Below are 25,166 nucleotides of genomic sequence, written 5' to 3' on the forward strand. Positions count from 1 at the left end.
GGCCGGATCCCGTATGGTCTGCAGCCCGCGCGTCGTGACCATGGCGGGCGATGGCGGGCGATTGTCGAGAACCCGGCCCGTGGCGGTGTGTGTGGTCGGCGTCGTGTCGGTCTGTTCGGATGACTAGGATGAGTCAGGTCAGCGTCAAGACCAGTGTATGGAGAAACGGTGAGCGCAATCCTCGAGGGAAAGCCTGATAAGAATCTCATACTCGTTACGGGGAGGGCCCATCCCCGATTGGCGAGGAACGTCGCGGAGCAGATGGGGATCGACATACTCGAGACGACCGCCTACGACTTCGCCAACGGCGAGATGTACGTGCGGTACACCGAGTCGGTTCGTGGCGCCGACGTCTTCGTCCTCCAGAGCCATTGCGCGCCGGTGAACAAATCGATTATGGAACAGCTGATCATGATCGATGCGCTCAAAAGGGCCTCCGCGCGGTCGATCACCGCCGTGTGCCCCCTACTGGGATATTCGCGCCAGGACAAGAAGCATCGGGGACGCGAGCCCATCTCGTGCCGTCTGGTCTTCGATCTGCTCAAGACGGCGGGAGCCGACCGCATCATGAGCGTCGATCTGCATGCCGCGCAGTCGCAGGGCTTCTTCGACGGGCCCGTCGACCATCTCATCGCCATGCCCGTTCTGGTCGACTACATCCGGGACCGCTTCGCCAACCAGCTCGACAACGTCAGCGTCGTGTCCCCAGACGCGGGCCGCATCCGCGTCGCCGAGCAGTGGGCCCAGAGGCTTGGTGGCGGACCGTTGGCGTTCATCCACAAGACCCGCGACATCACGCGCCCGAACGTCGCGGTCGCCAATCGGGTCGTCGGTGATGTGAGCGGGCGCGACTGCGTGCTCGTGGACGATCTCATCGACACGGCCGGAACCATAGCCGGGGCGTGCACGGTGCTCCGCGAGGCCGGAGCCAAATCGGTGACCGTGGTGGCGACGCATGGCGTGCTGTCCGGTCCGGCGGTCGATCGTCTGAGGAATTCGGGCGCCCGCGAGGTCGTCCTCACGGACACCGTTCCCATCGGTGACGACAAGCGGTGGGACGGCCTGACCGTCCTGTCGATAGCGCCTCTTCTTGCCAGTGCGATCAAGGCCGTTTTCGAGGACGGTTCGGTCGCGGAGCTGTTCGACACGTATCCCGAGCATCACGGGCAGGGCTTCCTGTTCGCATAGTCCGGCGTCCCCGTGTCATGCTCATGACGTCCGGACGTATGGCATAATGAACATTTGGCGGGATTCGTCCCGCCGGTCCCCCATGGTGTAATGGCAGCACACGGGTCTTTGGAACCCTTTGTCTTGGTTCGAATCCAGGTGGGGGAACCCGATGGGCGGCTTGGCCGTATGCGTGCGGCCGGGCCGCCCGAATTCGTCGATGGGAGCATGACGGCATGGCTTTGGCAGCGGCAATTATCCTCGCGGCAGGTGAGGGGACGCGTATGCGGTCCTCCCTTCCCAAGGTCCTCCACCCCTTCGCGGGGTCGACGTTCCTGCATCGGGTGATGCGGTCCGTTCAGGGGCTTGGCCCGGAGACGACCGCCGTGGTGGTGAGGTACCAGGCGGATGCGGTGGCCGAGGCGGCGAGGTCGTATGACGCCGGCGTCGTCATCGTGCGGCAGGACGAGATCCCCGGAACCGGCAGGGCCGTCCAGTGCGCGTTGAGGGAGCTGTCCTCGCGCGGCCCTCTTGAAGGGTCGGTGCTGATCGCGGCGTCGGATATGCCGCTGCTGGACACCGCGACCCTCCGGTCGCTGGTGGACTATCACGAGTCCAGCCACGATTCCGCCACCGTCCTCACCGCCAATCTGGACGATCCCACGGGCTACGGGCGCATCATCCGCGAGGCCGACGGGGACGTGCTGCGCATCGTGGAGCAGAGGGACGCCAACAGCAGCGAGCTGGCCGTCCATGAGGTCAACACGTCGGTGTACGTGTTCGAGGCCGACGTCCTGCGCAAGGCCGTCGCCGGGCTTGATTCCAGCAATGCCCAGGGGGAGTTCTATCTCACGGATGCCGTGGAGGCCGCGTCGGGATACGGCAGCGTGGGCGCCGTGGCCGCGACTGATCCCCTGGCGGTCGAGGGCGTGAACGACCGCGTGCAGCTCTCCGTGCTGTCCCGCGCCCACAACGCGCGCGTGTGCGAGCGCTGGATGCGCGAGGGCGTCACCATCCTCGATCCGGGAACGACGTGGATCGAGGATGACGTCCGTCTCGAGCGCGACGTCACGATCCTGCCCGGAAGCTTCCTGCAGGGGGGGACGACGGTCGCGTCGGGCGCCGTGGTCGGCCCCTACACCACGCTGATCGACGCGCAGATCGACGGGGGCGCCGTCGTGGAGCGTTCGCGGGTCGAGGGCACCCATATCGGTCCCAGGGCCACCATCGGTCCCTGGACGTATCTGCGCCCCGGCAACCACCTGGAGGAGGGGTCCAAGGCCGGGGCCTTCGTCGAGATGAAGAAGGCCCACATCGGACGGGGTTCCAAGGTGCCGCATCTGAGCTACATCGGCGATGCGGAGCTGGGGGAGGGCACCAACGTCGGCGGCGGCACGATCACCGCCAACTACGATGGCGTCCACAAGAACCGCACGGCCATCGGATCGGGCGTCCACGTGGGCGCGGGCAATCTCTTCGTCGCTCCCGTCGAGGTGGGCGACGGGGTGACCACCGGCGCCGGGTCGGTCATCCGCCATGATGTGCCGGACGACTCGATGGCGTATTCGGAGAACACCCAACATGTCGTCGAGGGCTGGAAGCCGGAGTGGGAGCGCTGATTCATGACCGCACAGAGGAATTCGATCGAGTCCGCACGCATCGCGGCCCGCGCGGCCGACAGGATCAAGGCCGATGACATCGCCGCGTTCGACGTGTCCCAGCCGCTGCCCATCACCGACCTCATGCTCGTCGCCACGGGGGAGAGCGAGCGGCAGGTCATCGCGATAGCCGACGAGATCCAGAAGGACCTGTACCTGCAGGACGGCGGGCGTCAGCCCCTGACCGTGGACGGACGCTCCGAGGGACGATGGATCGTGCTGGACTTCGGTGACATCGTCGTCCATGTGATGCACCGCGAGGCGCACGACTTCTATGGCCTCGAACGACTGTGGGGCGATTGCCCGCGCGTCGATCTGCAGCTGCCCCCATCGTCCGCGCGGCCGGATTCCGTCGACGAGCGTGTCGCCGTGGAATCGGGCGCGGAGGGCTCTGATGTCTGAGGGGTCCGTCGTGGAGGATGCGTCGCGGGACGTGCCCGTGGAGGGCTCCTTGGTGGCTCCCGTGCGGTCGCTTATCCTCGTCAGGCACGGTCGAACATCCTATAACGCGGGCAATCGCCTTCAGGGGCAGATCGACATCCCCCTTGACGAGGTCGGGCGCTGGCAGGCCGGCAGAACCGCCGAGGCCCTGGATCGCCTATACGTGGAGGGGCATGATGTACGTCCGCCGGTCGTCGTCTCGTCGGATCTGGGACGCGCGCTGAGCACCGCCCACGCCTTCGCCGATGTCGTGGGCGTGGACGTGCATCCCGACCCCCGTGTGCGGGAGCGTGATTTCGGGGAGTGGGAAGGAATCCCCGTCGACGAGCTGAGGCGCGACTTCCCCGAGGACTACCGGCTGTGGACGCAGTTCAGAGGCGGCGAGATGCGCCACGGGGCCGAGCCGAAGACGCATGTGGGGCTTCGCGGCGTCGAGGCGCTGAGGGACGCGTCGCGGGACATGGCGGGGGATCGTGATCGGGACCTTATTGTGTTCTCGCACGGGGCGTGGATCGCGCAGACGGTGCAGACGCTTCTGGGGATCGAGCGGATCGATCCCGGTCTGGGGACGCTGCCCTCGATTAGGAACGCCCACTGGGCCCGGCTCGTTCCGCTGGTCGTTCCGGACGCGCCGGTTCGGTGGCGTCTCGTCGATTACAATCACGGGCCGGTCGAGGCCGATTCCGGGTCGTGGGAGGATCCGTTCCGTCGCTGATGCGGGCATGATGCCGAGCCGGGATCGCGCGTGGACCCGTCGCATGATGGGCGGACGCTGGCGGACCCCGGTCGGTTATGCCTGACGCATAAAAAGCTAATTCCATTCGCTATTATAGAAGTCATCGCGTTGTGGCGGCTGTGACGGATACGACACAGATGATCGCAACGTGGCGTGACGGCTGATTGACGTGGTGCATCGTCCATCGCCGGGATCTGCATCAGTGCACCGAACGCGGAGGAGGATTGCCCCCTCCGACGTGGCATAACCGATGTGAACCGATGTGATACGACCCACGGGAGGACATGATGGGAATTCTTGACGATGCGAAGGATCTCGCCGACAGCGCCGGAAGGCATATCAGCGAGAAGGCGAAGGACCTCAGGGAACAGGCGTCGGATGCGCTGGATGGAGCCAAGGCCGACGCCAAGGTCGCGAAGGCCGAAGCGGAGCGTGACAGCACCGAGGCCAAGAACGAGGCCAGGAAGGCCATGCGGGACGCCGGCTGACACGATGCCGGAAGATCGTTGATCGACGACGGTCCATCAGGGACGACGGTCTATCTCGCATATGGAGGGACGGGATCCGCATCGGGCCCCGTCCCTTTTCCATGCGGCAATTCCATGGCGATGCTCAAGGGTCGTTCCGTGGCATGGCCTGCGGTATGACCATTTCGGGGCAGGGTGTTCCATGGTCATCGGGCGGTGGGTCGTTCTGCGGCGTGGCCGTTCGGAGGCACGGCCATTTCGCGGTGTTAGTCTGAGGGCTAGCGGGGCATATGGATGAATGACTCCGCGCGGACGTCGATCCGCAGAGACGTCGATCCGCAGAGGATGCGGGGCGGTGGATGCCGTCGCGTATGGACTTCGCAGGAAGGCGTGGAGAGCAATGCAGGATTCCGTAATGAAAAACCCATCGGCTGGCGATGACGGAGGTGCCGACTATGACGGAGGTGCCAACGACGGCAGAGGTGCCGACGACGACGGAGGCATGAAGGCTGCCGCGAATACGATGCCCCGGTCAGCTGCGTCGTCTCCCGCTGCGTCGTCCCCGGCCGTGTCATCCTCTGTTGTGTCGTCACATGCCCCGATGCTTCCCGCTGCGTCGTCCCGCACGATATGGTGGCATGTGTATCCTCTGGGCTTCACCGGCGCGCCCATCAGATCCGATGACATCGCCGGGCGCCGAACCGTCCACCGGCTGACGCGGATCATCGACTGGCTGGATTATCTGCGCGATCTGGGATGCGACGGCCTTCTTCTGGGGCCGATCTTCCAATCGGCGACGCACGGATACGATACGGTCGACTACTATTCGATCGATTCCCGGCTGGGGGATGAGGATGATTTCCGCGCTCTGGCCCGGGCCTGCCATGCGAAGGGGGTCGCGCTGATGCTCGACGGCGTGTTCAACCACGTCGGCATCGACAATCCCCTGTTCCGCAAGGAGCTTTCGGATGTTCGCGCGGGCGCCGGCTCCGATGGCGCGGATGCGATCGGCGGGCGGCTGTTCTCTATCGTTGCGAAGCCCGACGGCACTGTCGACTATCCCGTTTTCGAAGGGCATGGGGATCTTCCCGAAATCAACCATGACGGCGCCGCGGCGGCCGATCTCGTCGGTGACGTCATGGACTACTGGATGGACCGGGGGGCGGACGCGTGGAGACTCGACGCCGCGTATGCCGTTCCCGCCGGCTTCTGGAGGCGGGTCCTCCCCGGCGTGCGTGCGCGGCATCATGACGCCTGGTTCCTCGGTGAGGTGATCCACGGCGATTATCCGACGGTGGTGCAGGAGTCGGGCATGGACTCCGTCACCCAGTACGAGCTGTGGAAGGCCGTGTGGAGCTCCCTGCAGTCGGGGAACTTCTATGAGCTGGACTGGTGCCTGAAACGGCACAACGGGTTCCTTGACCATTTCATCCCGCAGACGTTCATCAGCAACCATGACGTCACCCGCATCGCGAGCACCGTGGGATTCGGGTCCGCGCGTCTTGCGGCGGTGATCCTTTTCACCGTGGGTGGCGTCCCCAGCGTCTACTACGGGGACGAGATCGCCATGACGGGGATCAAGGAGGATCGTCTGGGCGGCGATGACGCCGTGCGGCCCGAGTTCCCGGAGCGTCCTGAGGATATGGCGATGGGTCGGGAGGCCGAGTCCATGCGTGACCTGTACCGCGCGCTGATCCGCATGCGCAGGGACCGACCGTGGCTGTCCTCCGCTCGCACCGTTCCTGTCGAGGTCGACAACAGGCGCTATGTCTATGACGTCGTCGGCTCAGCTGATTCCGATGCCGGTGACGACGGCAGGAATCCGGGGTATGCCGGGGACGGAGGACGCGCCGGAGGAGAGAACGGCGAGTCCCTGCGCGTCACCCTCGCTCTTGACCCCGAACCCACGGCGACCATTCGCGATGCGAAGGGCGTGGTACTGTCCCTGTGACTCCCGCGCCATCCGACTCCTGAAGGGAATCAGACGAAAAGGGAATCAGGCGAAGGGTGCGGAGACCTTGGTGAGCGTGGCCATATCCTCCGCACCGAGAGTCAGCGAGACGGATTCCATCAGGGCGGGCAGCTGATCGACCGTGCGCGCCGAGGCGATGGGGGCGCTGACCGACGGACGCTGCCTCAGCCATGCCAGTGCGACGGTGGCCGGCTGGACGTCATGCTTCGCCGCGATGGCGGAGAGCTGCTTCACGACGGCGAAGCCATCGTCGGTCACGACCTCGGAAAGCATTCCCTCGCGGTCGACGCCCGAAACGTCCGCCGCGGAATGGTATTTTCCGGTGAGGAAACCGGAGGCCAGTGAGAAATAGGGGAACACCGCCAGCTCTTCCGATTCGGCCAGCGAACCAAGCCCGGACTCGACGTCGGCGCGGTGCACCAGATTGTAATGAGGTTCCAGAGCGACGGGAAGGGAAAGGCCTTCGCGACGCGCGATGGCGAACCACTCCTCGATTCGCTGCGGCGTGTAGTTGGACAGTCCTATCGCCCGCACCAGTCCCTGTCGGACCAGAAGGTCGAATGCGGTGGCGGTCTCCTCCAAGGGAGTCTGCGGATCGTCGAAATGGGCGTAATACAGGTCGATGGAATCCGTGCCCAGGCGGAGCAGGGACTCGCGTGCGGCCGCGGCTATCGTATCGGCTCCCAGACCATGGTATTGGGGATGGATATCGTGACGCGGGGCGACGTCCGGTAGGAGACGGCGCCCCGCGTCGGGGATCAGGACGGTCGGCAGACGGATCGTCCCGGATGAACCGGAATCAGCCCTTGGCGATGGTGGTTCCGGCCTTCGGACCGGCGGACAGGTCATCGATCTCGGTGATCTCGAGCACGGGGACGACGGCGGGCTTCTTGGTTCCCTTCTCCTCCGCGACCTTCACCTGGGCGTCGTAGATGTCGTCGTCCTTGTGCAGGACGACGTTTCCGCGGAAACGGTAGCCCTTCTTCTCGGCGAGGTTCGCATAGGCCACGACCAGCGGGCTGCCGTCCTCGAGATTGCGGTAGTGCTGACCCGCCGTGCGCTCGTGGTAGGCCAGATGGTTGTCGTCGAGGACGAACATCGACATCTTCGGCCCGATGTCCAGATCCCCGTCCTTGCTGATGGTGGTGATCCAGGCGAGGTTGTTGGCGATGAAGTCCTTCATCTCCGGTGTGAGAGTTGCCATAATCATGGTCCTTTCCTTTTGTGAGTCAAGTCCCTTCTAGCCTATCGCTGTTGATGGTGGTTGACATGACGATGTGATGTACTTCACGCTCCCACGCCTTGGAATACGGGGCCTCAGGACTGGCGTTTGGCCGCTGGCGCAATCCCGCGGACCGCGCGTGTTCGCGATTGGCGCAGAGTATGGTGTGTGGGGCCCCCCTGCGGGCGTGGCCGGGAACGGAACCGTGGCCATATCGGGTCAAGGAAACGGGAGGCGTGATGAGGGAGTCGATGTCCGGCGGACGGCGCGGATGGATGCGTGGTTTCAGCAGCCGCATGTCCCGCTCCTTCCCGCCCAATCTCGCCCGAATGATGCTTCTGGCCTGCGCCGCGTTGTGGGGCGGAAGCTATCTCGTCGCCAAAATCGCCATTTCGACGATCCCACCAATGTGGCTGATGTTCATCAGGCTCGGCGTCGCCTGCGTCATCATGCTGGCCCTGTTCCACAAAACGATCATTCCCAATCTGACCAAGGCGATTATCGTCCCGTCCCTTGTGGTCGGCGTGACCTATTTCGGCTCGATGGCCCTTCAGACCAAGGGCCTGGAGACGATCGACCCCGGAAGGAGCTCCTTCCTCACGGCCTCGTATGCCGTTCTCACGCCCTTCGCACTATGGCTTGTGGCGCGTTCGGCGCCCAAGGCCATACACATCGTCTCCGCGATCATCTGCCTGATGGGGGTGGGGTTCGTCGCGCTCAAGCCGAGCACGGCGACGCTGCAGCTCTCGTACGGCGATGTCCTGACATTGCTCAACGCCGTCTTCGTCGCCTTCAACATCGTGTATCTCGGCGTTTACATCAAACGCTTCAATCCGATAGCCATGACCTTCGTGCAGTTCGTGGTGGCCTCCGTCCTGTTCCTCGTCGCCGCGCTGCTGACCGAGCCGGGGCCGAATTCCTCGTGGCTGGCTCCGGACGTCATCTGGAGCATCCTCTATCTTCTTCTGGCGGCGACCACGCTGGCCCAGATCATGCAGAACATCGGACTCGCGCATGTTCCCACATCCAGCGCCTCGATCATCATGTGCAGCGAGAGCATCTTCTCCGTGTCGTTCTCGGCCATGTTCTGGGGGGAACGCGTCGGCTGGACGTCATTCGTGGGATTCGCGCTGATCTTCTCGGCGATGGTTCTGTCGTCGATGGGCGCCAGACCGTCCGACCGATCGCGCGAACGCACGCGCATGACCGTCATCCACGGAGATTCCGAGGATGTCCGGCTCCCATAGGGGTGGGGCGCCTCCGCGTCGTTTACTGTGTGTCCTGTGAAGAAGTTTTTCCAGGGCTTATCGATAACGCAGATACTTGCGGGGGCATTGGCTGCGGTGACCTCGTTTCTTCTCGCCGCCAAAATCGGCATAGCCGGTTCGGTCATCGGCGTGGCCGTGGGCTCGATCGTCTCCGCGGTCGCATCGCAGATCTATCAGAACGTCTTCAAGGAATCCTCGAAGAAGATCCAGACGACTCCCCAGGAGGACTCGTCGCAAGATGCCGTGAAGGATGCGGGGGAGGGGTCTTCGGAGGGTGCGGACGATACCGCTGTGGCGGGTGCGGACGAGACCGCTGCGCTGTCCGCGACGCCGAATCCATCCGGGACGGACGTCGTCCGGGTCGGGGGGAGCGCCTCCGAGTCGTCCGAGTCGTCCGAGTCGTCGTCGTCTTCTTCGTCCTCCTCCTCCTCTGCCCGTCGCCCCCGCGTAGTCTCTTCGCACGATGATCACCGGCGTGCGGCGGTGGCACCGCCACCCTCCTCCACCAAGGGCACATTCGGCGAACAGCGCCGTCATAAAGAACGCCGGAACGTCATCATCGTGGCCGTGGTCAGCGGACTGGTCGCGGTGCTGGTATCCGCAGGCGTGGTTCTGGCCGTCACCAACGGGCATGGGACGGACGATGTGGTGCGCACCATAGTCAGCAACTCACGAACGGGAAGGCGTGACACGGGAAGACAGCCCTCTCCATCGGACAGTCAGTCGCCGTCGCAGTCCGAAGGCCAGTCCGGCGATGCGACCTCGACGACGTCCCCCTCCACCGGGGAGTCCACGGGGGAGTCCACCGACTCGGACAATGGGTCGAGCGACGGGTCATCCACGCAAACCCCCACATCCTCGCCGACCACTCCGTCGACGACATCGCCGACAACGGAGCAGTCCGATTCGTCCTCGCCCACGTCGTCCGGATCATCCGATGAGGGTTCCACCGCGAATTCGGGAAGCGGCGGACAAGGGAGATCCACCAGCGGAAGCACCACTCAGTCCACCAACGGGAACGCCGATCAGTGACCCGGGTCGTGCGGCCGTCGTCGGATGGGGGCCTGCGAATGCCGCCAATGAGTGTCGGATGAGGGGCGGGTAAGCGTCGGATGAGGATCGGCGGTGGAAGCAGAGACGAGGGTTGATCGAGGCCGAATCGACACGCCGGGTTGTTCATCCATACGAGGTGTTGTAACCTGTCATAGGCCCCAAAGGGCCGAGTATCGGGGCTATGGCGCAGCTGGTAGCGCATCTCCATGGCATGGAGAGGGTCAGGGGTTCGAATCCCCTTAGCTCCACGGGCATGTTGAGGCCGCTCCTTCGGGAGCGGCCTTTTCGTTGATGTTGTGGCCTTCATCGTTTCGTGACGGCCGTTTCGCGACGGCGGGCGTGGGCGGATCCCGCCGTTCCGCGCCACTTCGTTCATGAACCTTCTAGGTATCTTCCATGGATTCCGGACGTCCTGCCCATGTACCGACCAGAACCGGCCTCCATACTGTTCATCAAGGCCCCGGATTCTCCCTTTCTCTTCCCCGGGGCCTTGCCTATGCGTAAGGCTGCTGCCCGGTGAGGATGATGCCCAGTAAGAAGGATGATGCACGGTGAGGCGGCGCATCGTGGAACGCCATGGCATGGACTCCGTCCGGGACCATGCGAGCGCGGTCGTCTTCCGGCTTCTCGCCGCCGTGTCATAGTGTGTCTACATACAATGCCGGTTCATGGAAAGGTCCGCCGTGTCTTTCATCGCAGGTTTCACGGGTCCCTTCATTCTGTCGGTCGTGCTATGGCCGTTCGCCTCGCTGATCCTCACGCTGCCGGTGTTCGCGCTGCTCTATCACCGTGACAACCGGCTGACCTTCCGACCGGCTCTGGTCGCCTATCTCGTGGTTCTGTATCTTCTCGCGCTGGTGTGCTTCACGATGTACCCGCTGCCGTCCGATCCCGTCGGCTTCTGCTCGACCCATCATCTGTCGCCGCAGCTCAATCCTTTCGAATTCGTCCACGACATTCGCGCCGATGGCCTTACCGCCGTTCTCCAGCTTGTTCTCAACGTCGTCTTCTTCGTCCCGTGGGGGTTCTTCATGGGACGTACCTTCCGGTGGCCCCTTCGCGTCGCCCTCCCCGTGGGTTTCCTTACCTCCCTGTGCATCGAGACCGCGCAGCTGACCGGACTCTTCCATCTGTATCCGTGCGCCTACCGGCTGTTCGACGTCGACGACCTTCTGACGAACACCATGGGGGCGCTTATCGGCTTCGGCATCGCGGCGGCCTTCACGAAGGCGTATCCCCACGAGCCTGTCGACGGTGACGCGATCGACGACGATCCGAAGCTCATGCGACGCTTCGTCGCCTTCACCATCGATATGACGCTTGTCCTGGCCGCGTTGCTGCCGATCGTGTTCCTCATATGGATGGCCGCCGGTCACACGGAGGGGAATCCGTTCAACACGTGGTACAGCGGCGTGGTCGAGGTGCTGGTCTTCCTCGTGTTCGAGGCCGTGATCCCATGGATAAGGGATGGACGCACCATCGGAGGGGGATTCGTCCGTATGACCGTCGAGACGCGGGAGCGTGGGCCCGTTCGTCGCGTCACGTTCTATGCGGTCAGGGCTCTCGTTCTTTATGCGATGACCTTCAGCTGGCTGGTGTGGGTATCGGTGCTTCCGCTTGTCGTCGCGGCGGTTCTGTGGCTTTTCTGGATGGTCGCCCGACGGATGCCGTACGACATGATCTGAGAGCGGATGGTTTGAGAGCGGATGATCTGGGATAGGGCGTTCCAGGAGCGGGCGCGTGGCGGTTCATGCCGGCATCGGGCTTCGAGGGGCGTGTCGTCGCTGTCCTGTTTATCCGCTAGACCTGCGTCTGGTGACCTATCAACGAGTTATTGACGCGCGATTTCTGGTGTCCGTGCTGTGCACGGGCATCCTCTCGTTCTCCGGAGTGCTGGTCGAGACGGCGCTGAACGTGGCCTTCCCCTCCCTGATGGAGCAGTTCGGCATCGAGACGTCCACCGTCCAGTGGGTAACCACGGGGTATCTTCTCGTTCTGGCCATCGTGCTTCCCGTGTCCTCGTATCTCAAGAGAAGCTTCGCCACTCGGCATCTGTTCGTCGCCTCGACCGTTCTTTTCATCGCCGGGACGGTGCTGTGCGCGGTCACTCCGGTCTTCGCGGGACTGCTCGTCGGACGCATGCTGCAGGGGCTGGGCACGGGCATGGCGTTGCCTTTGATGTTCTCGATCGTGCTGGAGCAGGCCCCCTTCAATCGTATGGGGATGATGATGGGTGCCGCCTCCGCCATCACCGCGTTGGCGCCCGCGGTGGGCCCATCCGTGGGCGGACTGGTGATCGAGCGCTGGGGGTGGAGGATGATCTTCGTCATCCTCGTCCCTCTCCTTCTGCTGTCGTTGATCGCGGGCGTGTGGGCGATTCGCCAGGTGGGAGCGACGACGCGCGAGAGGTTCGATGTGTGGGGGTGGCTCGTTCTCGCCGGTGGATTCGTCGCTCTTCTTCGTGGGCTTTCGGCGTCGTCCGAACGGGGGTGGGGCTCTCCGGAGGTTCTGGGGGGAATCCTTCTGTTCGTCCTTCTTATGGGCGTTTTCGCGATGAGATCGAGAAGGATTCCCGATCCGCTGATCCGCGTGTCGGTTTTCTCCCATCCGGCGTTCGTTCTGGCTCTTGCCGGAATCATGCTCACCCAGTTCGGGATACTTGCGCTGGGTTATCTGCTGCCGAACGTCGGACAGGAGGTCCTTGGCGCCAGCGCGTTCCAGGCGGGATGCATACTTCTTCCCGGATGCGTGCTGGGCGTGATCTTCGCGCCTCTGAGCGGCGGCATTCTGGATCGCTTCGGGGCGTCGAGGCCGATAGTCCTGGGATCGGGCGCCATCGTGGTCTCCCTGACCCTCATGCTGGTCGTCCAGCGTCAGGGTGGATCGGTGGCGGCATATATGGCCGCATACGTTCTGTTCGCCGGTGGCCAGGGACTCTGCGTCCCCACGGGCATGACGCATGCCTATGGCCACGTGCCGGAGGACAGTCGGAACGATTCGAACGCCGTGGTGAACACGCTGCAGCAGCTGGCCGGGGATTCGGGAACCGCCGTGGTCGCGTCGATCGTGTCCGCGGCCCAGCGCCTGCCGATGCCCCGGGCCGACTCGACCAATATCGGCGCGGGAACGGCTTTGATCGTTCTGGCAGGGGTCGCCGCGGCGGCGATGGTCTGCTTCCTCGCATCGCTGGTGTGGTCCGCTCGACGCGGAGACCGGCGATGATCGGTGCGGATGCAATTCCATCGGAACGCCGTATGTCCACCGGAACGCCGCATGTGGGATCATGTGCTGGTGGCGTCATCGCAGCCCAAGGTCTTACAAACCAAGGTCCTGCGAACCGGAGTCTCGCAGCCCATGGTCCTGCGAACCGCAGCATCGCAAACCCCAATATCGCAGCCCACGGAAGGATGATGGTATGACCGAGGATCTCATATCATTGACGGTGATCATGGCCGTAGCCGTGGCGTGTCCGATAATCGCCGGGCTCGTGCCTCGGCAGGCCGTTCCCCAGACCGTCCTCCTGCTGGCGGCGGGGGCGGCCATCGGCCCCTATGGACTGGGCGTCATCCATATCACCAGAGCGGTCGATCTGGTCTCCGAGCTTGGGCTGGCGTTCCTGTTCCTCATCGCGGGATACGAGATCGAGCCCTCGCGGCTCGGCGGGCATCAGGGACGACTGGGTCTGGGAACGTGGATCGGCACCTTCGCCCTGGCCTGGGGGCTGGTCATCGTGCTCCCCTTCTTCACGGCCCATGACATGAACGGCGCCGCGGCCGCCATCTGTCTGACGACGACGGCCCTGGGCACGCTGATGCCCATACTCAAGGAGCGCAACCTTGAGGACACGCCGGTCGGTGACGCGGTGATCGCCTATGGGACGTGGGGAGAGCTGTGTCCCATCATCGCCATGGCGGTTCTGCTGTCGGCCCGGGCGCAGTCGCAGACGATCATCATCCTCGTGTCCTTCGTCGCCGTGTGCATCCTCGTGGCGGCGGTTCCCGTGGCCGCGCGGAAAACCGGCGGCTGGCTGTATCGTTTCGTCTCGAACACCGCGGACACGTCCTCCCAGACGCTGATGCGGTTCACGGTTCTGCTGCTGCTGGTGCTGGTGACGTGCTCGGCGGTGTTCGGACTTGATCTGGTGCTGGGAGCCTTCGCGGCGGGATTCGTCCTGCGGATGATCCTACCCCGGGGTTCCGGCTCCCTTGACGTGAAGCTGGACGGGGTGGCCTACGGTTTCCTGATTCCCGTGTTCTTCGTCGTGTCCGGGGCATTGATCGACGTGCGGGCGGTGGCCGGCGACCCCATGCTTTTCGTGGGCTTCATCCTCATGCTGCTGCTGGTCAGATCGCTGCCGGTGTTCATCGTGATGGCCTTCGACCGCCGTAATCCGATGTCCTCCCACAACCGCGCCACCGTGGCCCTGTACTGCGCCACGGCGCTGCCGCTGATCGTGGCCGTCACCTCCGTCGCGGTCTCGTCCGGCGCGATGCGGCGTGCCACGGCGTCGACGCTTGTCGCAGCGGGTGCCGTCACCGTGCTGGTGATGCCGCTTCTGGCCTCGATGACGTCCCGCGTGGCGGATGCGCATCCCGCGGGCGCGATTCTTGAGATCGCCCATTCGCCTCGTCGCGCCGGCGATATCCTTGCCGAGCATTGGGATCTTTTCGAGCTGATGAGGACCATCGAATCCCTGGACGGCTCGGGCGCCGACATCCGGGAGGAGATACGTCGCGGCATACGCGAGGATGTGGGCGAGGCCGCGCAGGCCGCCCGTGAGAGGCGCCGCAAGGCCGTGGAGCGGGCGTTGGAGGACCATCGCAGGCTTCAGGAGGAGCTGTCCCGCAGACACCATTCGTAAGGGTGACCGCATCGGACCCGGAAATCTCCGTGAAGGGAGACGAACGGGCCATCGCATCGGGTGGTGCGGGGAGCGTCGCGTCGCGGCGTTTCCTCATGCGGCGTTTCCTCATGCGGCGTTTCCCTATGGTCGTCGTTTCCCTGTGGTCGTCGTTTCCCGTGGTCTGACGGATAATCGAAGTATGAGAAACGCGGGAAAGGCGTGGAGGCGTTGGTGGGGGGTCGGTGCCTCGTCGGCCGGACAGGTCGTGGATCTCCCCATCGCCGCCATGCTCGGGATCCTCCATATCGGTGTGGTGCTCCAGCTGTGTCTCTGCATGGCGTCCCTGATCCACGATCCGCATATGGTCTGGCAGATCTGGGTCATGACGGCGGCGGCCATCGCATGCTCCTCCGTCATCGCCGTATGGATGTTCACCCATAGGTCCTACCGTCTTCCCTGGGGGTTGGGTGCCGTGCATCTGGCCATAACCGTCATGGCGCTGGTCGTTCAGGGGATCTACATGCCGCGAAGGTCCCAGCTGGGCGACTGGGATGTGTGGGCTCCGGCGTATGCGGATCTCACCGTGGCCACGCTTCCCGCGTGGATATCGGGGGCGGCGCTCGCCATCGGGGTCGGCGCGGGCGTCGCGGCGGTGTACGTGGCGGTCGTTCTTCCGGGGAATGCCGATTTGCTGTCCTCGGTGACGATGAACGTCGTCGGCTATATGATGTTCGTCGTCGCGGCCGTCATCCTTCTCAGGGTCGCGCGGCATATGGCCGAGCAGGTGGAGCGTTCGCATTCCGAGGCCGTTCGGTTGGTCGGGGAGCTCAGGATCGACCGCTACCTTTTCCATATGCACAACGCGAGCGGTCTGCTTGCACGCCTGTCGCGCGACGACATACCGGATTCGATGATGCCGGCGTTGCGTATGCAGGCCGCGAGGGAGGCGTCTCGTCTCAGGGTGGCTATGACGTCGAGGCCGGAGAGCGGATCCCAGCGGTGGTCCCTGGGGCGGGTCATCGCCAATGCCACAAGCGGTTTCGGTCATCTTCCGCTCGAGGTCAACGATCTTCTCGGACGCCATGTCATGCTGCCCATCCATCAGGCGATGGCTGTTCAGATGGCCCTGATCACGGTGCTGTACAACGTGCAGTTCCACGCCCGGGCCACCGAGGTCACCATCCATGCCGAGGATCATGGCGATTGGTGGGAGGTTTCGGTGGCCGATGACGGCGTGGGGTTTGATCCTTCCGCGGTGCACTACGGTTTCGGGCTGCGGCATCAGGTCGTTGAGCCATTGCGGTCCGAGGGGCTGGCAGTCACGGTCACGTCGGCGCCCGGTGAGGGCACCGTCGTGATGATGCGCTCGTGTCCCGACGGAACGTCCCATGCCGGGTGGAATTAATCGCTCAAAGCGATATGCGTTCTTTTGGTGGTGGTCGCGGCGAGTCTGGCGGTATGGTCATGCAGGGGGTCCCATCGCGTGGTGGGATGTAAAAGATGAAGGGGATTCAGGCATATGCCCAGAGAGAGACGCCCGCGTGTGGTGGTCATCGATGATGAGACGCAGACGCGGCGCACGTTCGCCATGGCCTATCCGCAATTGAACGTTGTGGGATCGTACCCGTCGGTCGAGGAGGGTGTCTCCCGTTCCTCCGACGCGGATCTGGTGGTTCTTGATCTGATGCTGGACACGGGCGCGTCCACCGATGGGGTTCTGCAGGGGACGGCCGCTGTCCGCAGGCTGTCCGAATTGTCGAAGGTGTGTCTGTACACCGATGAGAGGCGACCTCTGGTGATAGCGCGGTGCTTCGCGGCTGGCGCATTGGGATTGGTCCGCAAGTCCGACTCGCTGGAGGATAACATCGCCGGTTTTCTCAAGGCGGCGGCCGGATCGCCGGTCGTGCCGAGATCCATGGTCGGGCTTGCCGAGCTTCTGGCCAAGCGCGATCGTCTTCCTGAGCTCACGGAGCGTCAGGTTCAGGTTCTTAACGCCCGCGCCCGCGGGGAGTCGTGGAGGTCGCTATCCCGCCGTCTGGAAATATCCCCCAAGACGGCATATGACCATCTCGAGGCCGTCACAGCCAAGATGGTGTGGTATCTCCATAATGTCGGTCTGGACTATGACGCGTCGCCCGCGGACATCGAGCGCGCTCTGGGATTGGCTCCCGGTGACCTTGATGATCGTCATCTGGAGTGACTTCATCGATCCGGAGCTGATCCGCAGTGATCCGCCGCCGGCGACGCCATATGAACCCGTGCTCACCTCAAGGCGGTCAAACCCGCCCTCCCCTTCCCCGAGCAAGCAGTATGACTATTACATCAGGAGGATGATAAAGAAGGCAAGAGGAAACACGCACCCTCCATTTTCCGGTGCGTCGTTTCGATGACGTTCATAAGCGGGTGAATCGAAAACCGCGTCATGACATATATCCCTAATGGGAATGCCCGGAATGATAAGCGACAAAAAACCGTGATGAAAAGGCCGCCCCAAGTGGGGCGGCCCGGCGCACCCTTACGCCATGGCGAGTTCGCGGATGGCCGCGCCCTCATGCTCCATCGCGCATCTGTCACAGATGGGCAGGAGGTCCGGAGCCGAATCGTCGGTGGGTGTGGGGGAGCCGCAGTAGGCGCAGCGTCCCCTGTTCTCGGCGAGAATCCGTTCGATCGCTGTGTCGACGATGCCGTCGACGTCATCATCCAACGTGAACGCAACTTGTGGTTTGCTCATGTCGAACCTTTCTGTCCGGAGTCGTGTTCCGGAACGCTGTCATTGTAGACAGGCGTTCCGGGAAGCGCTAGGGGCTGTCCGACAGGGGAACGACCTTCACCATCCCTTTTCCTGTCCCTTTCCGGCACCTTTTCCGGGTTCTTTCCGGCGATGCGATGCGGGCTCCGAGCCGTGGGGAGCTTCGCATGGGGGTCTTGTGTCACAATGGGAACGTCCGTGGGAGTCCACGGCTGAAGGGAGTGCCATGGATGGACCATGGGGCGTGCTGCTCGTCTATTCCCCGGCGATGGTGTTCGGTCTGCTGTTCATCGTGTCCCTGATCCGGGAGCCCCGGCAGTTCCGCAACGCCATATGGCTGCTGCTTTTCCTGACGACATTGTGCGGCTGCCTCTTCCTCCAGTTCGGCACCATCTGGATGCTGGTCCCCATCGGGGTCATCATCGCGCTCACCCCGCTCGTCGTCGTGGTGTTCCTCGTGTCCAACACCATCGTCGTGGCCAGACATGAAGGCGTCTCGATGGCCACCATGCTCCCGGCGGCTCTCGCAGTCGCCGTGGTGGGCTACATCATGCTCATCCCGGTGCTGACGGTGTTGAAGGCTCCTGTCTGGGCGCTGGACATGGCGATGCTCGTCATGGTCGAAGGATTGTGGTTCTTCGCATCCTTCGTCGCTCTTCTGCTGTATTCATGGCTGTATCGCATGCTCCCGCGTCGGCGCCACTACGACTACATCATCATTCATGGGGCCGGCCTGAACGGCGACAGGCCCACGCCACTGCTGCAGGGGCGCATCGACCGTGCGGTGACGCTGTGGGAACGACAGGGGAGACGGGCATCCCTGATAGTCTCGGGTGGTCAGGGCGCTGATGAGATCGTCAGCGAGGCGGAGGCCATGAGGCGATATCTTGTGCGCGATCGGGGGATTCCCGAATCCTCGATTATCATGGAGGACCGGTCGACGACCACATTGGAGAATCTCCGTTTCTCCAAGCGGATCATGGACGAGCGAAGTGGGGAGAACTCCTATCGCGCGGCGCTGGTCACCAGCGACTACCACGTCTTCCGGGCCAGCGAATACGCCCGCGTCCTTGGCCTTCATGCCGATGGGGTGGGAAGCCACACCAAGGGATATTACTGGCCGGCGGCGTTCATCCGGGAGTTCATAGCCATCAGCCGTTCCCATATGTGGCCCTACTATGTCATAGCCGGAGTGTGGGTCGCGTGGTCGATGCTGGCTGCCGTGGCCTCCATGGTCGCCTGATGCATGGTCGCCTGATGCGCGTCGTGAGCAGGGCGGCGCCTGACGGGGGCGGCGTCCGACGGGTGGGATGGCGGCTGGCGGAGGGCGGGTCCGCGCTGCTGCGTGCACGGCTGATGCGGGTTCCGGTTCTGGTGGGCGGTTCGATAGACGGAAAGAGGATCATATGATCGACGAGGTGGTGTTCGTTCGGCATGGGCGCACGAAGTACAATCTGGCCCGCAGGCTGCAGGGGCAGATCGACATACCTCTGGATGCCGTGGGCCGATGGCAGGCGGACATGATGGCGTATGAGCTCGCGCACCGGTACTACTGGGCCAAGGCCGCGGCATTGTCGCGGGGCGTGGGCTCCTCCTCCGTCGGTATGGGTGCAGGCTCGGGCGATGATTCGTCATGCTATCGGGACCTTCCCGTTCATTCCCGTGTCCTGAGAATCGTCTCCTCCGATCTGATGCGGGCCAGACAGACCGCGGAAGCGCTGGGAACTCTTCTCCACGTCGGCGTGGAGGTGGACGCGCGGCTGCGTGAGCGCAGCTTCGGTTCATGGGAGGGCATGACCCGCGAGGAGATCAAGGCCATGGATCCCGACGCATACCGGTCGTGGAAGGACCACACGGGAGGCGAGAGGGCCTACGGGGTGGAGGACCGGGGGCACGTGGGATCGCGCGGTGCCGATGCCATGAGATCGCTCGTCCGAGCGGACGACACGGGCCGACCGGGAACGCTGATCGTGGTCGGGCACGGATCCTGGATCGTCGCCACCATCGCCACGCTGCTGGGACTGTCGGGAACGGAGGTCAGCTCCATAGGCGCGATGCGCAACTGCCACTGGTCACGGATGCGTCCCGTGCATGGCGGCGAGGGACGACTCGATTGGACTCTCGAGGAGTTCAACCACGGGCCCGCGACGACCGAGGACTGGGAGAACGGCCCCGGATATCTCCGCGTCCCCGGGGCGCCGCTATGGGTGCCGTTGGATACGGCGGCGGGTGCGGCGTGAATCGGCGGCTGAAGGGACATGCCGATGAAGACCCCGGGAAGTCCGCATCGGGATGTCGGACTATCGTATAGGGGGCGCTTGTGGAGGTGTCGGCGGATCGTCATGATTCGCACCGTACCGGTGGGAGATCGACATGATGAGGGGACCTGTTCCCTCTAACGGTGAAAGGCAGGTGAGCCATGCTGAGGATGTTCAGCACCGTCAACGGTCAGATAGAGCGGATAGAGAGACCCACGGATGGCGCGTGGCTCAGTCTCACCGATCCCACCGATGCCGAGCTCGCCTCGGTGTCCCAGGAGTCCGGCATCGACCTGGCCGACCTGCGCGCCCCTCTGGATGACGAGGAGCGCTCGCGCGTCGACGCCGAGGACGACTACACGATGATCATCGTGGACATCCCCACGGTCGAGGAGCGCAATGGCCGTGACTGGTATGAGACGATCCCGTTGTCGATCATCGTCACGGAGAACCTCATCATCACCGTCTGCATGCAGGACACCCCCGTGCTCCATCCCTTCATGGAAGGCACGATCCGGGGTTTCAACACCTATATGAAGTCGCGTTTCATCCTCCAGATCCTCTATCGCAACGCGACGATGTATCTGCGGTATCTGCGCATCATCGACCGTGAAAGCGACAGACTGGAGCTGAAGCTACGCCATTCCATGCAGAACCGCGAGATCCTCATGCTTCTGGAGCTGAGCAAAACCCTGGTCTACTTCACCACAAGCCTCAAATCCAATGAGATCGTGATGGAGAAGCTCACCACGTTGTCCCGCATCAAGCAGTACCCGGAGGATGAGGATCTTCTCGAGGACGTCATCACCGAAAACAAGCAGGCCATCGAGATGGCCAACATATACAGCGGCGTTCTGGCGAACATGACCGACGCCTTCGCCTCGATCGTGTCGAACAACCTCAACAACGTGATGCGAATATTCACCATCATCTCCATCACGCTGTCCATTCCGACGCTGATCTTCTCCATGTATGGGATGAACTTCCAGCAGGGCGGAATGCTGGGCATGCCGTTGACCGGCAATCGGTGGGGGTTCCTCATCGTGATCGTGGTGTCCATGCTGCTGTCGGCGATCGTCACCTGGTTCCTCACCCGTTCGCGGCTTTTCCGTTGATAGATGGACGAAGCCATGGCGATCGTCCCGGCGGGTGCGTCCATCCCCGTCGGACGGCTGCCGGGGCGGCTCCCGAGCCCCGATTATGCTGGTTCACCATGAAACCATCGAGACCGTCGAGACCATCGAGACCATCGAGAACCATGCCGGCGTGGTGGACCTCCGGCGTTCGGTGGCGTCGTCCCTGGCGGCGGCTTCACCGTGCTCTGGCCCTTATGATGACGGGGCTCGCGCTGTTGTCGCAGGTCGCTTGCTCTCCCGTGACCGGATCCTCGACGCTTCCGCAGGGGCCTGCGATTCCGGTGGGCATCACCATTGATGAGCCCGGGGTGTCCCTTGAGCACGACGGCGCGTATTCGGGCCTCGACGTCGACGTGGCGCGCTACGTTACCGGCGTTCTGGGATATGGGCAGTCGCAGGTCGTGTTCGTCCCCGTATCCGTGCAGGACGTCTCCGAGAAGCTGGAATCCGGCACGATCGACGTGGCTTTCTCCGCCTTGCCGGCCGATGCGGGATCCGGGAAGGCCTGGCAGTATGTCGGTCCCTATCTGTCGGCCCGACAGGGTCTTATGGTGCGCGCGGACGACAGGAAGGACATTTCGGGACCCGGGGCGTTGGCGAATCGTGTCGTGTGTGTGGTCGACGGTTCCGGGGCTGACGTCGAGGTGGGCAGAAGAAGCCACGACGCGGTGATCTCATCGCGCGCGAGCTACAAGAAATGTCTGACGGCCCTGATGGTGGGACAGGCCGACGCCGTCGCCGGCGATGACGCGGTTCTCTCCGGTCTGGTCAAGGCGGAGGGTGCCGGACTCGTCGCGATGTCCTCCTGGAGGTATGGTCAATCGCCGCATGGCGTCGTAGTCCGCAGCGGTGCCACCGAGCTGTCGCGAACGGTGAAGGCGGCGCTGGTGAGGATGGTGCGTGACGGATCGTGGGCGAAGATGGCAGCATCACTCAGGGAGAACGCGGATTATCGGGTGGCGTCGACGCTCACCATTGACCACATAGAGATACATGGCGGCTCCGTGTCCAGCTGACGCACGATAATCCACACTTATGAGCGACAACGAGAAGAGCGTGGACAGGGACTCCGACGACGCGGCCAGGACGCCGTTCCGGTACAATGCCGATCTGGCGCAGAAGATCGAGGGGAAATGGCAGAGCTACTGGGATGACGAGGGCACGTTCTGGGCGGCCAATGTCTCCGGGGATCTGAAGGATTCGCGAGGTCGCAACGCCGAGGGGCGGCCATCGTACTTCGCCATGGACATGTTCCCGTATCCCTCGGGCAAGGGCCTTCACGTCGGGCATCCTCTGGGGTATCTGGCCACGGACGTCGTCAGCCGCTACCACCGCATGAAGGGCGAGAACGTCCTGCACGCCATGGGCTATGACGCGTTCGGTCTTCCCGCCGAGCAGTACGCCGTCCAGACGGGGCAGCATCCACGCGTCACGACGGAGGCCAACATCGCCAATATGCGCCGTCAGCTTCATCGCATGGGACTGAGCTTCGACGACCGTCGAAGCTTCGCGACGATCGATCCCGGATACATGCGCTGGACGCAGTGGATCTTCTCGCGCATCTATGACGCCTGGTACGATCCCGACGCGATCCGCGCGGATGGCGGCAAGGGGTCTGCGCGTCCGATTTCGGAGCTGATCGCCCAGTTCGAGGATGGGAGCCGCGTTATTCCCGGGCATGGGTCCGGCTCGTGGAACGACCTGACCGCAGCGGAGAAGTCCGATGTCCTCAACGGGTACCGTCTGGCCTACATCTCGAAGTCGCCGGTCAACTGGTGTCCAGGCCTCGGGACGGTGCTCGCCAACGAGGAGGTCACGGCCGAGGGGCGCTCCGAGCGGGGGAACTTCCCGGTGTTCCAGCGCGAGCTCCGTCAATGGTCGATGCGCATCACCGCGTATGGTCATCGACTTATCGAGGACCTTGACACCATCGACTGGCCCGAGAAGGTCAAGCTCATGCAGCGAAACTGGATCGGGGAGTCCCATGGGGCCTCGGTGCACTTCGCCGTCGAGACCGCCGAGGGCACCAAGGACATGGAGGTGTACACCACGCGCCCGGACACGTTGTTCGGCACCACGTTCGCGGTCGTCTCTCCCGAGCACGACCTTCTGCAGTTCGTTCCGGAGCGGTGGCCCGACGGCGTTCCCGCGTCCTGGACCGGTGGATACGCAGGCCCGCGTGAGGCCGTGGCCGAGTATCGACGCTCCGCGGAATCGAAGACGGCGAAGGACCGCGTCGACGAGGCGGGGGAGAAGACCGGTCTGTTCACGGGCCTTTACGCCATCAACCCCATAACCGGGGCGCGTCTGCCGCTGTTTACCGCCGATTACGTCCTCATGGACTACGGCACGGGCGCCATCATGGCCGTGCCGGGAGGGGACCAGCGCGATTACGATTTCGCCGCCAAATTCGGCCTGCCGGTGATCTACACGGTTTCACCGCTCCCCGAATCGGATGACGGCCTCGAGAACTACGTCGGCAAAGCGCCTTTCGTCTCCCATGACGGCATCGTGGTCAACTCCAGCGTCGAGGCCACCGCCACGACGGGCCGGCCTCTGTCGCTGAACGGACTTCGGGTCGACGAGGCCATCGCCAAGGTCTCGCAATGGCTGGAGTCCGCCGGCGTGGGAAAGGGAACGGTGAGCTATCGCCTGCGCGACTGGCTGTTCTCACGACAGCGGTATTGGGGCGAGCCCTTCCCGATCGTCTACGACGAGGACGGCGTGCCGCATCTCGTTCCCGACGACCAGCTGCCGATCAACCTTCCCGAGGTCCCCGACTACAGTCCCAAGACGTTCGACCCCGACGACTCGGCGTCCAATCCCGAGGCGCCTCTGAGCCGCAACGAGGATTGGGTCAGGGTCGTGATGGATCTCGGAGACGGTCCGAAGACCTATCACCGTGACACCAACACCATGCCCAATTGGGCGGGATCCTGCTGGTACTACATGCGCTATCTTGATCCCCGCGACGAACGTCACATGGTGGAGGGCGACGAATACGACTATTGGATGGGTCCCCATCACAACGCCACGGCGGGTGATTCCGGCGGAGTCGACCTGTACGTCGGCGGCGTCGAGCACGCGGTTCTTCACCTGCTCTACTCGCGCTTCTGGCACAAGGTGCTGTACGATCTGGGCTTCGTGGATTCCCCGGAGCCGTTCCACAAGCTGTTCAACCAGGGAATGATCCAGGCCTTCGCATACACGGATGAGCGCGGACAGTACGTCCCCGCGGCGGAGGTCGAGCAGGGGCCGGATTCCGCCTCGGGCGAGCCGACCTTCACATGGCACGGCGAACCGGTCAACCGCGAGTTCGGTAAGATGGGCAAGAGTCTGAAGAACATCATTACGCCCGACGACATGTACCGCGATTACGGAGCGGACACGTTCCGACTGTACGAGATGAGCATGGGGCCATTGGACGAGTCCCGGCCATGGAACACCCGCAACGTGGTCGGCGGGATGCGCTTCCTGCAGCGGCTCTGGCGGAATGTGATCGATGAGCGCACGGGTGATCTGGTGGTGGTCGACGACGCCCCCGATGTGCGCACCCTCAAGCTGCTGAACAACACCATCGTCGACGTCACGGCCGAGATGGAGGGGATGCGTCCTAACACGGCGATCGCAAAGCTCATCGTCCTCAACAACCATCTCACATCGCTGCCCGTCGTTCCGCGTTCCGTGGTGGAGCCTCTCGTCCTCATGCTTTCGCCCATCGCCCCGCATATCTGCGAAGAGCTTTGGAGCCGTCTGGGCCATGAGGGTTCGCTCGCGCATGTTCCGTGGCCCCGGGCCGACGAGCGTTACGTGGGTCAGGACACCGTCACGGCCGTCGTCCAGGTGGCCGGCAAGGTCCGTGCGAAGCTCGAGGTGAGCCCCGACATCGACCCCGCCGAGCTCAGGGCCATGGCTCTGGACGCGGTCGCGTCCCGCCTGGGAGGCAAGGAGCCTCGGAAGATCATCGTCAAGGCTCCGAAGATCGTCTCGATCGTTCCCGCCCTGTAGATGCTGTAGATGCTGCCGTCCCATGTGGCGGGAGCCTCCTGTGGCGGGCGTCCTGGTGTCGTGAGTTTCCGTCGGCGTCCGGTAGGAGGCCATGGAGGCGTTCCGGTGGCCGATAGCGGGTGAGGCGTCCGACCACATGGGCCGTTCCCGTTGCCGCGCTCCGCTTGCGCCCGGCATCATGGGGGCAT

General features: G+C 63.7%; 22 protein-coding genes and 2 tRNA genes. 21 read left to right on the forward strand and 3 right to left on the reverse strand.

What is annotated here, in order from left to right; translation table 11 throughout:
* The first annotated feature begins 168 nt into the window (after nucleotides 1-168).
* The 7 genes from BMIN_RS05970 (at nucleotide 169) to BMIN_RS06000 (ending at nucleotide 6,420) form a co-directional block, all read left to right on the forward strand.
* Complete coding sequence (locus tag BMIN_RS05970; RefSeq protein WP_022860573.1) at nucleotides 169-1,188, forward strand: ribose-phosphate diphosphokinase; 1,020 nt, start codon at nucleotides 169-171, stop codon at nucleotides 1,186-1,188.
* A 76-nt stretch (nucleotides 1,189-1,264) separates the two neighbouring features.
* A tRNA-Gln gene (locus BMIN_RS05975) sits at nucleotides 1,265-1,335 on the forward strand.
* 68 nt (nucleotides 1,336-1,403) lie between these two features.
* Nucleotides 1,404-2,786 (forward strand): bifunctional UDP-N-acetylglucosamine diphosphorylase/glucosamine-1-phosphate N-acetyltransferase GlmU, encoded by a 1,383-nt coding sequence (gene glmU / locus BMIN_RS05980; protein WP_022860574.1) that lies wholly within the window; start codon nucleotides 1,404-1,406, stop codon nucleotides 2,784-2,786.
* A gap of 3 nt (nucleotides 2,787-2,789) precedes the next feature.
* Nucleotides 2,790-3,227, forward strand: a complete 438-nt coding sequence (rsfS, locus tag BMIN_RS05985) for a ribosome silencing factor (protein ID WP_022860575.1) — start codon at nucleotides 2,790-2,792, stop codon at nucleotides 3,225-3,227.
* The gene (locus tag BMIN_RS05990) at nucleotides 3,220-3,981 is read left to right on the forward strand and encodes a histidine phosphatase family protein (RefSeq protein ID WP_022860576.1); all 762 of its coding nucleotides are present in this window, start codon (nucleotides 3,220-3,222) and stop codon (nucleotides 3,979-3,981) included. The genes rsfS and BMIN_RS05990 overlap by 8 nt, the downstream gene beginning before the upstream one ends.
* Nucleotides 3,982-4,286: 305 nt before the next feature.
* Nucleotides 4,287-4,490 (forward strand): hypothetical protein, encoded by a 204-nt coding sequence (locus tag BMIN_RS05995; protein WP_022860577.1) that lies wholly within the window; start codon nucleotides 4,287-4,289, stop codon nucleotides 4,488-4,490.
* A gap of 580 nt (nucleotides 4,491-5,070) precedes the next feature.
* A complete protein-coding gene (locus BMIN_RS06000; RefSeq protein WP_026647312.1) occupies nucleotides 5,071-6,420 on the forward strand; it encodes an alpha-amylase family protein in 1,350 nt (449 codons plus the stop codon).
* 45 nt (nucleotides 6,421-6,465) lie between these two features.
* On the opposite strand, the gene BMIN_RS06005 is transcribed toward BMIN_RS06000, so the two are convergent.
* Entirely contained in the window at nucleotides 6,466-7,290 is an 825-nt protein-coding gene (locus tag BMIN_RS06005; protein ID WP_022860579.1) for an aldo/keto reductase, read from the reverse strand.
* The gene (locus BMIN_RS06010; protein WP_026647313.1) at nucleotides 7,241-7,645 is read right to left on the reverse strand and encodes a pyridoxamine 5'-phosphate oxidase family protein; all 405 of its coding nucleotides are present in this window, start codon (nucleotides 7,643-7,645) and stop codon (nucleotides 7,241-7,243) included. The genes BMIN_RS06005 and BMIN_RS06010 overlap by 50 nt, the downstream gene beginning before the upstream one ends.
* Before the next feature lie 257 nt (nucleotides 7,646-7,902).
* Here BMIN_RS06010 and BMIN_RS06015 point away from each other — a divergent pair, with 257 nt between their 5' ends.
* The 8 genes from BMIN_RS06015 (at nucleotide 7,903) to BMIN_RS06050 (ending at nucleotide 17,027) form a co-directional block, all read left to right on the forward strand.
* Nucleotides 7,903-8,910, forward strand: a complete 1,008-nt coding sequence (locus BMIN_RS06015) for a DMT family transporter (protein WP_022860581.1) — start codon at nucleotides 7,903-7,905, stop codon at nucleotides 8,908-8,910.
* 36 nt (nucleotides 8,911-8,946) lie between these two features.
* On the forward strand, nucleotides 8,947-9,963 hold the full coding sequence (locus BMIN_RS06020; RefSeq protein ID WP_152595190.1) for a hypothetical protein: 1,017 nt from the start codon (nucleotides 8,947-8,949) through the stop codon (nucleotides 9,961-9,963).
* A gap of 196 nt (nucleotides 9,964-10,159) precedes the next feature.
* A tRNA-Ala gene (locus tag BMIN_RS06025) sits at nucleotides 10,160-10,232 on the forward strand.
* A gap of 435 nt (nucleotides 10,233-10,667) precedes the next feature.
* Complete coding sequence (locus BMIN_RS06030; protein ID WP_022860584.1) at nucleotides 10,668-11,669, forward strand: VanZ family protein; 1,002 nt, start codon at nucleotides 10,668-10,670, stop codon at nucleotides 11,667-11,669.
* A 130-nt stretch (nucleotides 11,670-11,799) separates the two neighbouring features.
* Nucleotides 11,800-13,206: a DHA2 family efflux MFS transporter permease subunit gene (locus BMIN_RS06035; protein WP_022860585.1), complete on the forward strand. Its 1,407-nt coding sequence runs from the start codon at nucleotides 11,800-11,802 to the stop codon at nucleotides 13,204-13,206.
* A 193-nt stretch (nucleotides 13,207-13,399) separates the two neighbouring features.
* Nucleotides 13,400-14,845, forward strand: a complete 1,446-nt coding sequence (locus BMIN_RS06040; RefSeq protein ID WP_022860586.1) for a cation:proton antiporter — start codon at nucleotides 13,400-13,402, stop codon at nucleotides 14,843-14,845.
* A gap of 181 nt (nucleotides 14,846-15,026) precedes the next feature.
* Nucleotides 15,027-16,232 carry a sensor histidine kinase gene (locus BMIN_RS06045; protein ID WP_022860588.1) on the forward strand — a complete coding sequence of 402 codons (1,206 nt, stop codon included), beginning with the start codon at nucleotides 15,027-15,029 and terminating at the stop codon, nucleotides 16,230-16,232.
* 114 nt (nucleotides 16,233-16,346) lie between these two features.
* A complete protein-coding gene (locus BMIN_RS06050; protein ID WP_026647315.1) occupies nucleotides 16,347-17,027 on the forward strand; it encodes a LuxR C-terminal-related transcriptional regulator in 681 nt (226 codons plus the stop codon).
* A 315-nt stretch (nucleotides 17,028-17,342) separates the two neighbouring features.
* On the opposite strand, the gene BMIN_RS06055 is transcribed toward BMIN_RS06050, so the two are convergent.
* Entirely contained in the window at nucleotides 17,343-17,558 is a 216-nt protein-coding gene (locus tag BMIN_RS06055; RefSeq protein ID WP_022860590.1) for an ADP-ribosylation factor GTPase-activating family protein, read from the reverse strand.
* 244 nt (nucleotides 17,559-17,802) lie between these two features.
* Between BMIN_RS06055 and BMIN_RS06060 the strand changes: the two genes are divergently transcribed.
* The 6 genes from BMIN_RS06060 to leuS all read left to right on the forward strand — a co-directional run bounded on the left by BMIN_RS06060 (nucleotide 17,803) and on the right by leuS (nucleotide 24,978).
* A complete protein-coding gene (locus BMIN_RS06060) occupies nucleotides 17,803-18,819 on the forward strand; it encodes a YdcF family protein (protein ID WP_022860591.1) in 1,017 nt (338 codons plus the stop codon).
* Entirely contained in the window at nucleotides 18,819-18,986 is a 168-nt protein-coding gene (locus BMIN_RS08610) for a hypothetical protein (protein WP_022860592.1), read from the forward strand. Before BMIN_RS06060 ends, BMIN_RS08610 begins: the two co-directional genes overlap by 1 nt.
* Entirely contained in the window at nucleotides 18,983-19,816 is an 834-nt protein-coding gene (locus tag BMIN_RS06065) for a histidine phosphatase family protein (protein WP_022860593.1), read from the forward strand. Before BMIN_RS08610 ends, BMIN_RS06065 begins: the two co-directional genes overlap by 4 nt.
* Before the next feature lie 179 nt (nucleotides 19,817-19,995).
* Nucleotides 19,996-20,949: a magnesium transporter CorA family protein gene (locus tag BMIN_RS06070; protein WP_022860594.1), complete on the forward strand. Its 954-nt coding sequence runs from the start codon at nucleotides 19,996-19,998 to the stop codon at nucleotides 20,947-20,949.
* A 143-nt stretch (nucleotides 20,950-21,092) separates the two neighbouring features.
* Nucleotides 21,093-21,986, forward strand: a complete 894-nt coding sequence (locus BMIN_RS06075; protein ID WP_022860595.1) for a transporter substrate-binding domain-containing protein — start codon at nucleotides 21,093-21,095, stop codon at nucleotides 21,984-21,986.
* Nucleotides 21,987-22,005: 19 nt separating this feature from the next.
* Complete coding sequence (gene leuS, locus BMIN_RS06080; protein ID WP_022860596.1) at nucleotides 22,006-24,978, forward strand: leucine--tRNA ligase; 2,973 nt, start codon at nucleotides 22,006-22,008, stop codon at nucleotides 24,976-24,978.
* The last annotated feature ends 188 nt before the right edge of the window (nucleotides 24,979-25,166 follow it).

The organism is Bifidobacterium minimum, assembly GCF_000741645.1.
Classification (GTDB): Bacteria; Actinomycetota; Actinomycetes; order Actinomycetales; family Bifidobacteriaceae; genus Bifidobacterium; species Bifidobacterium minimum.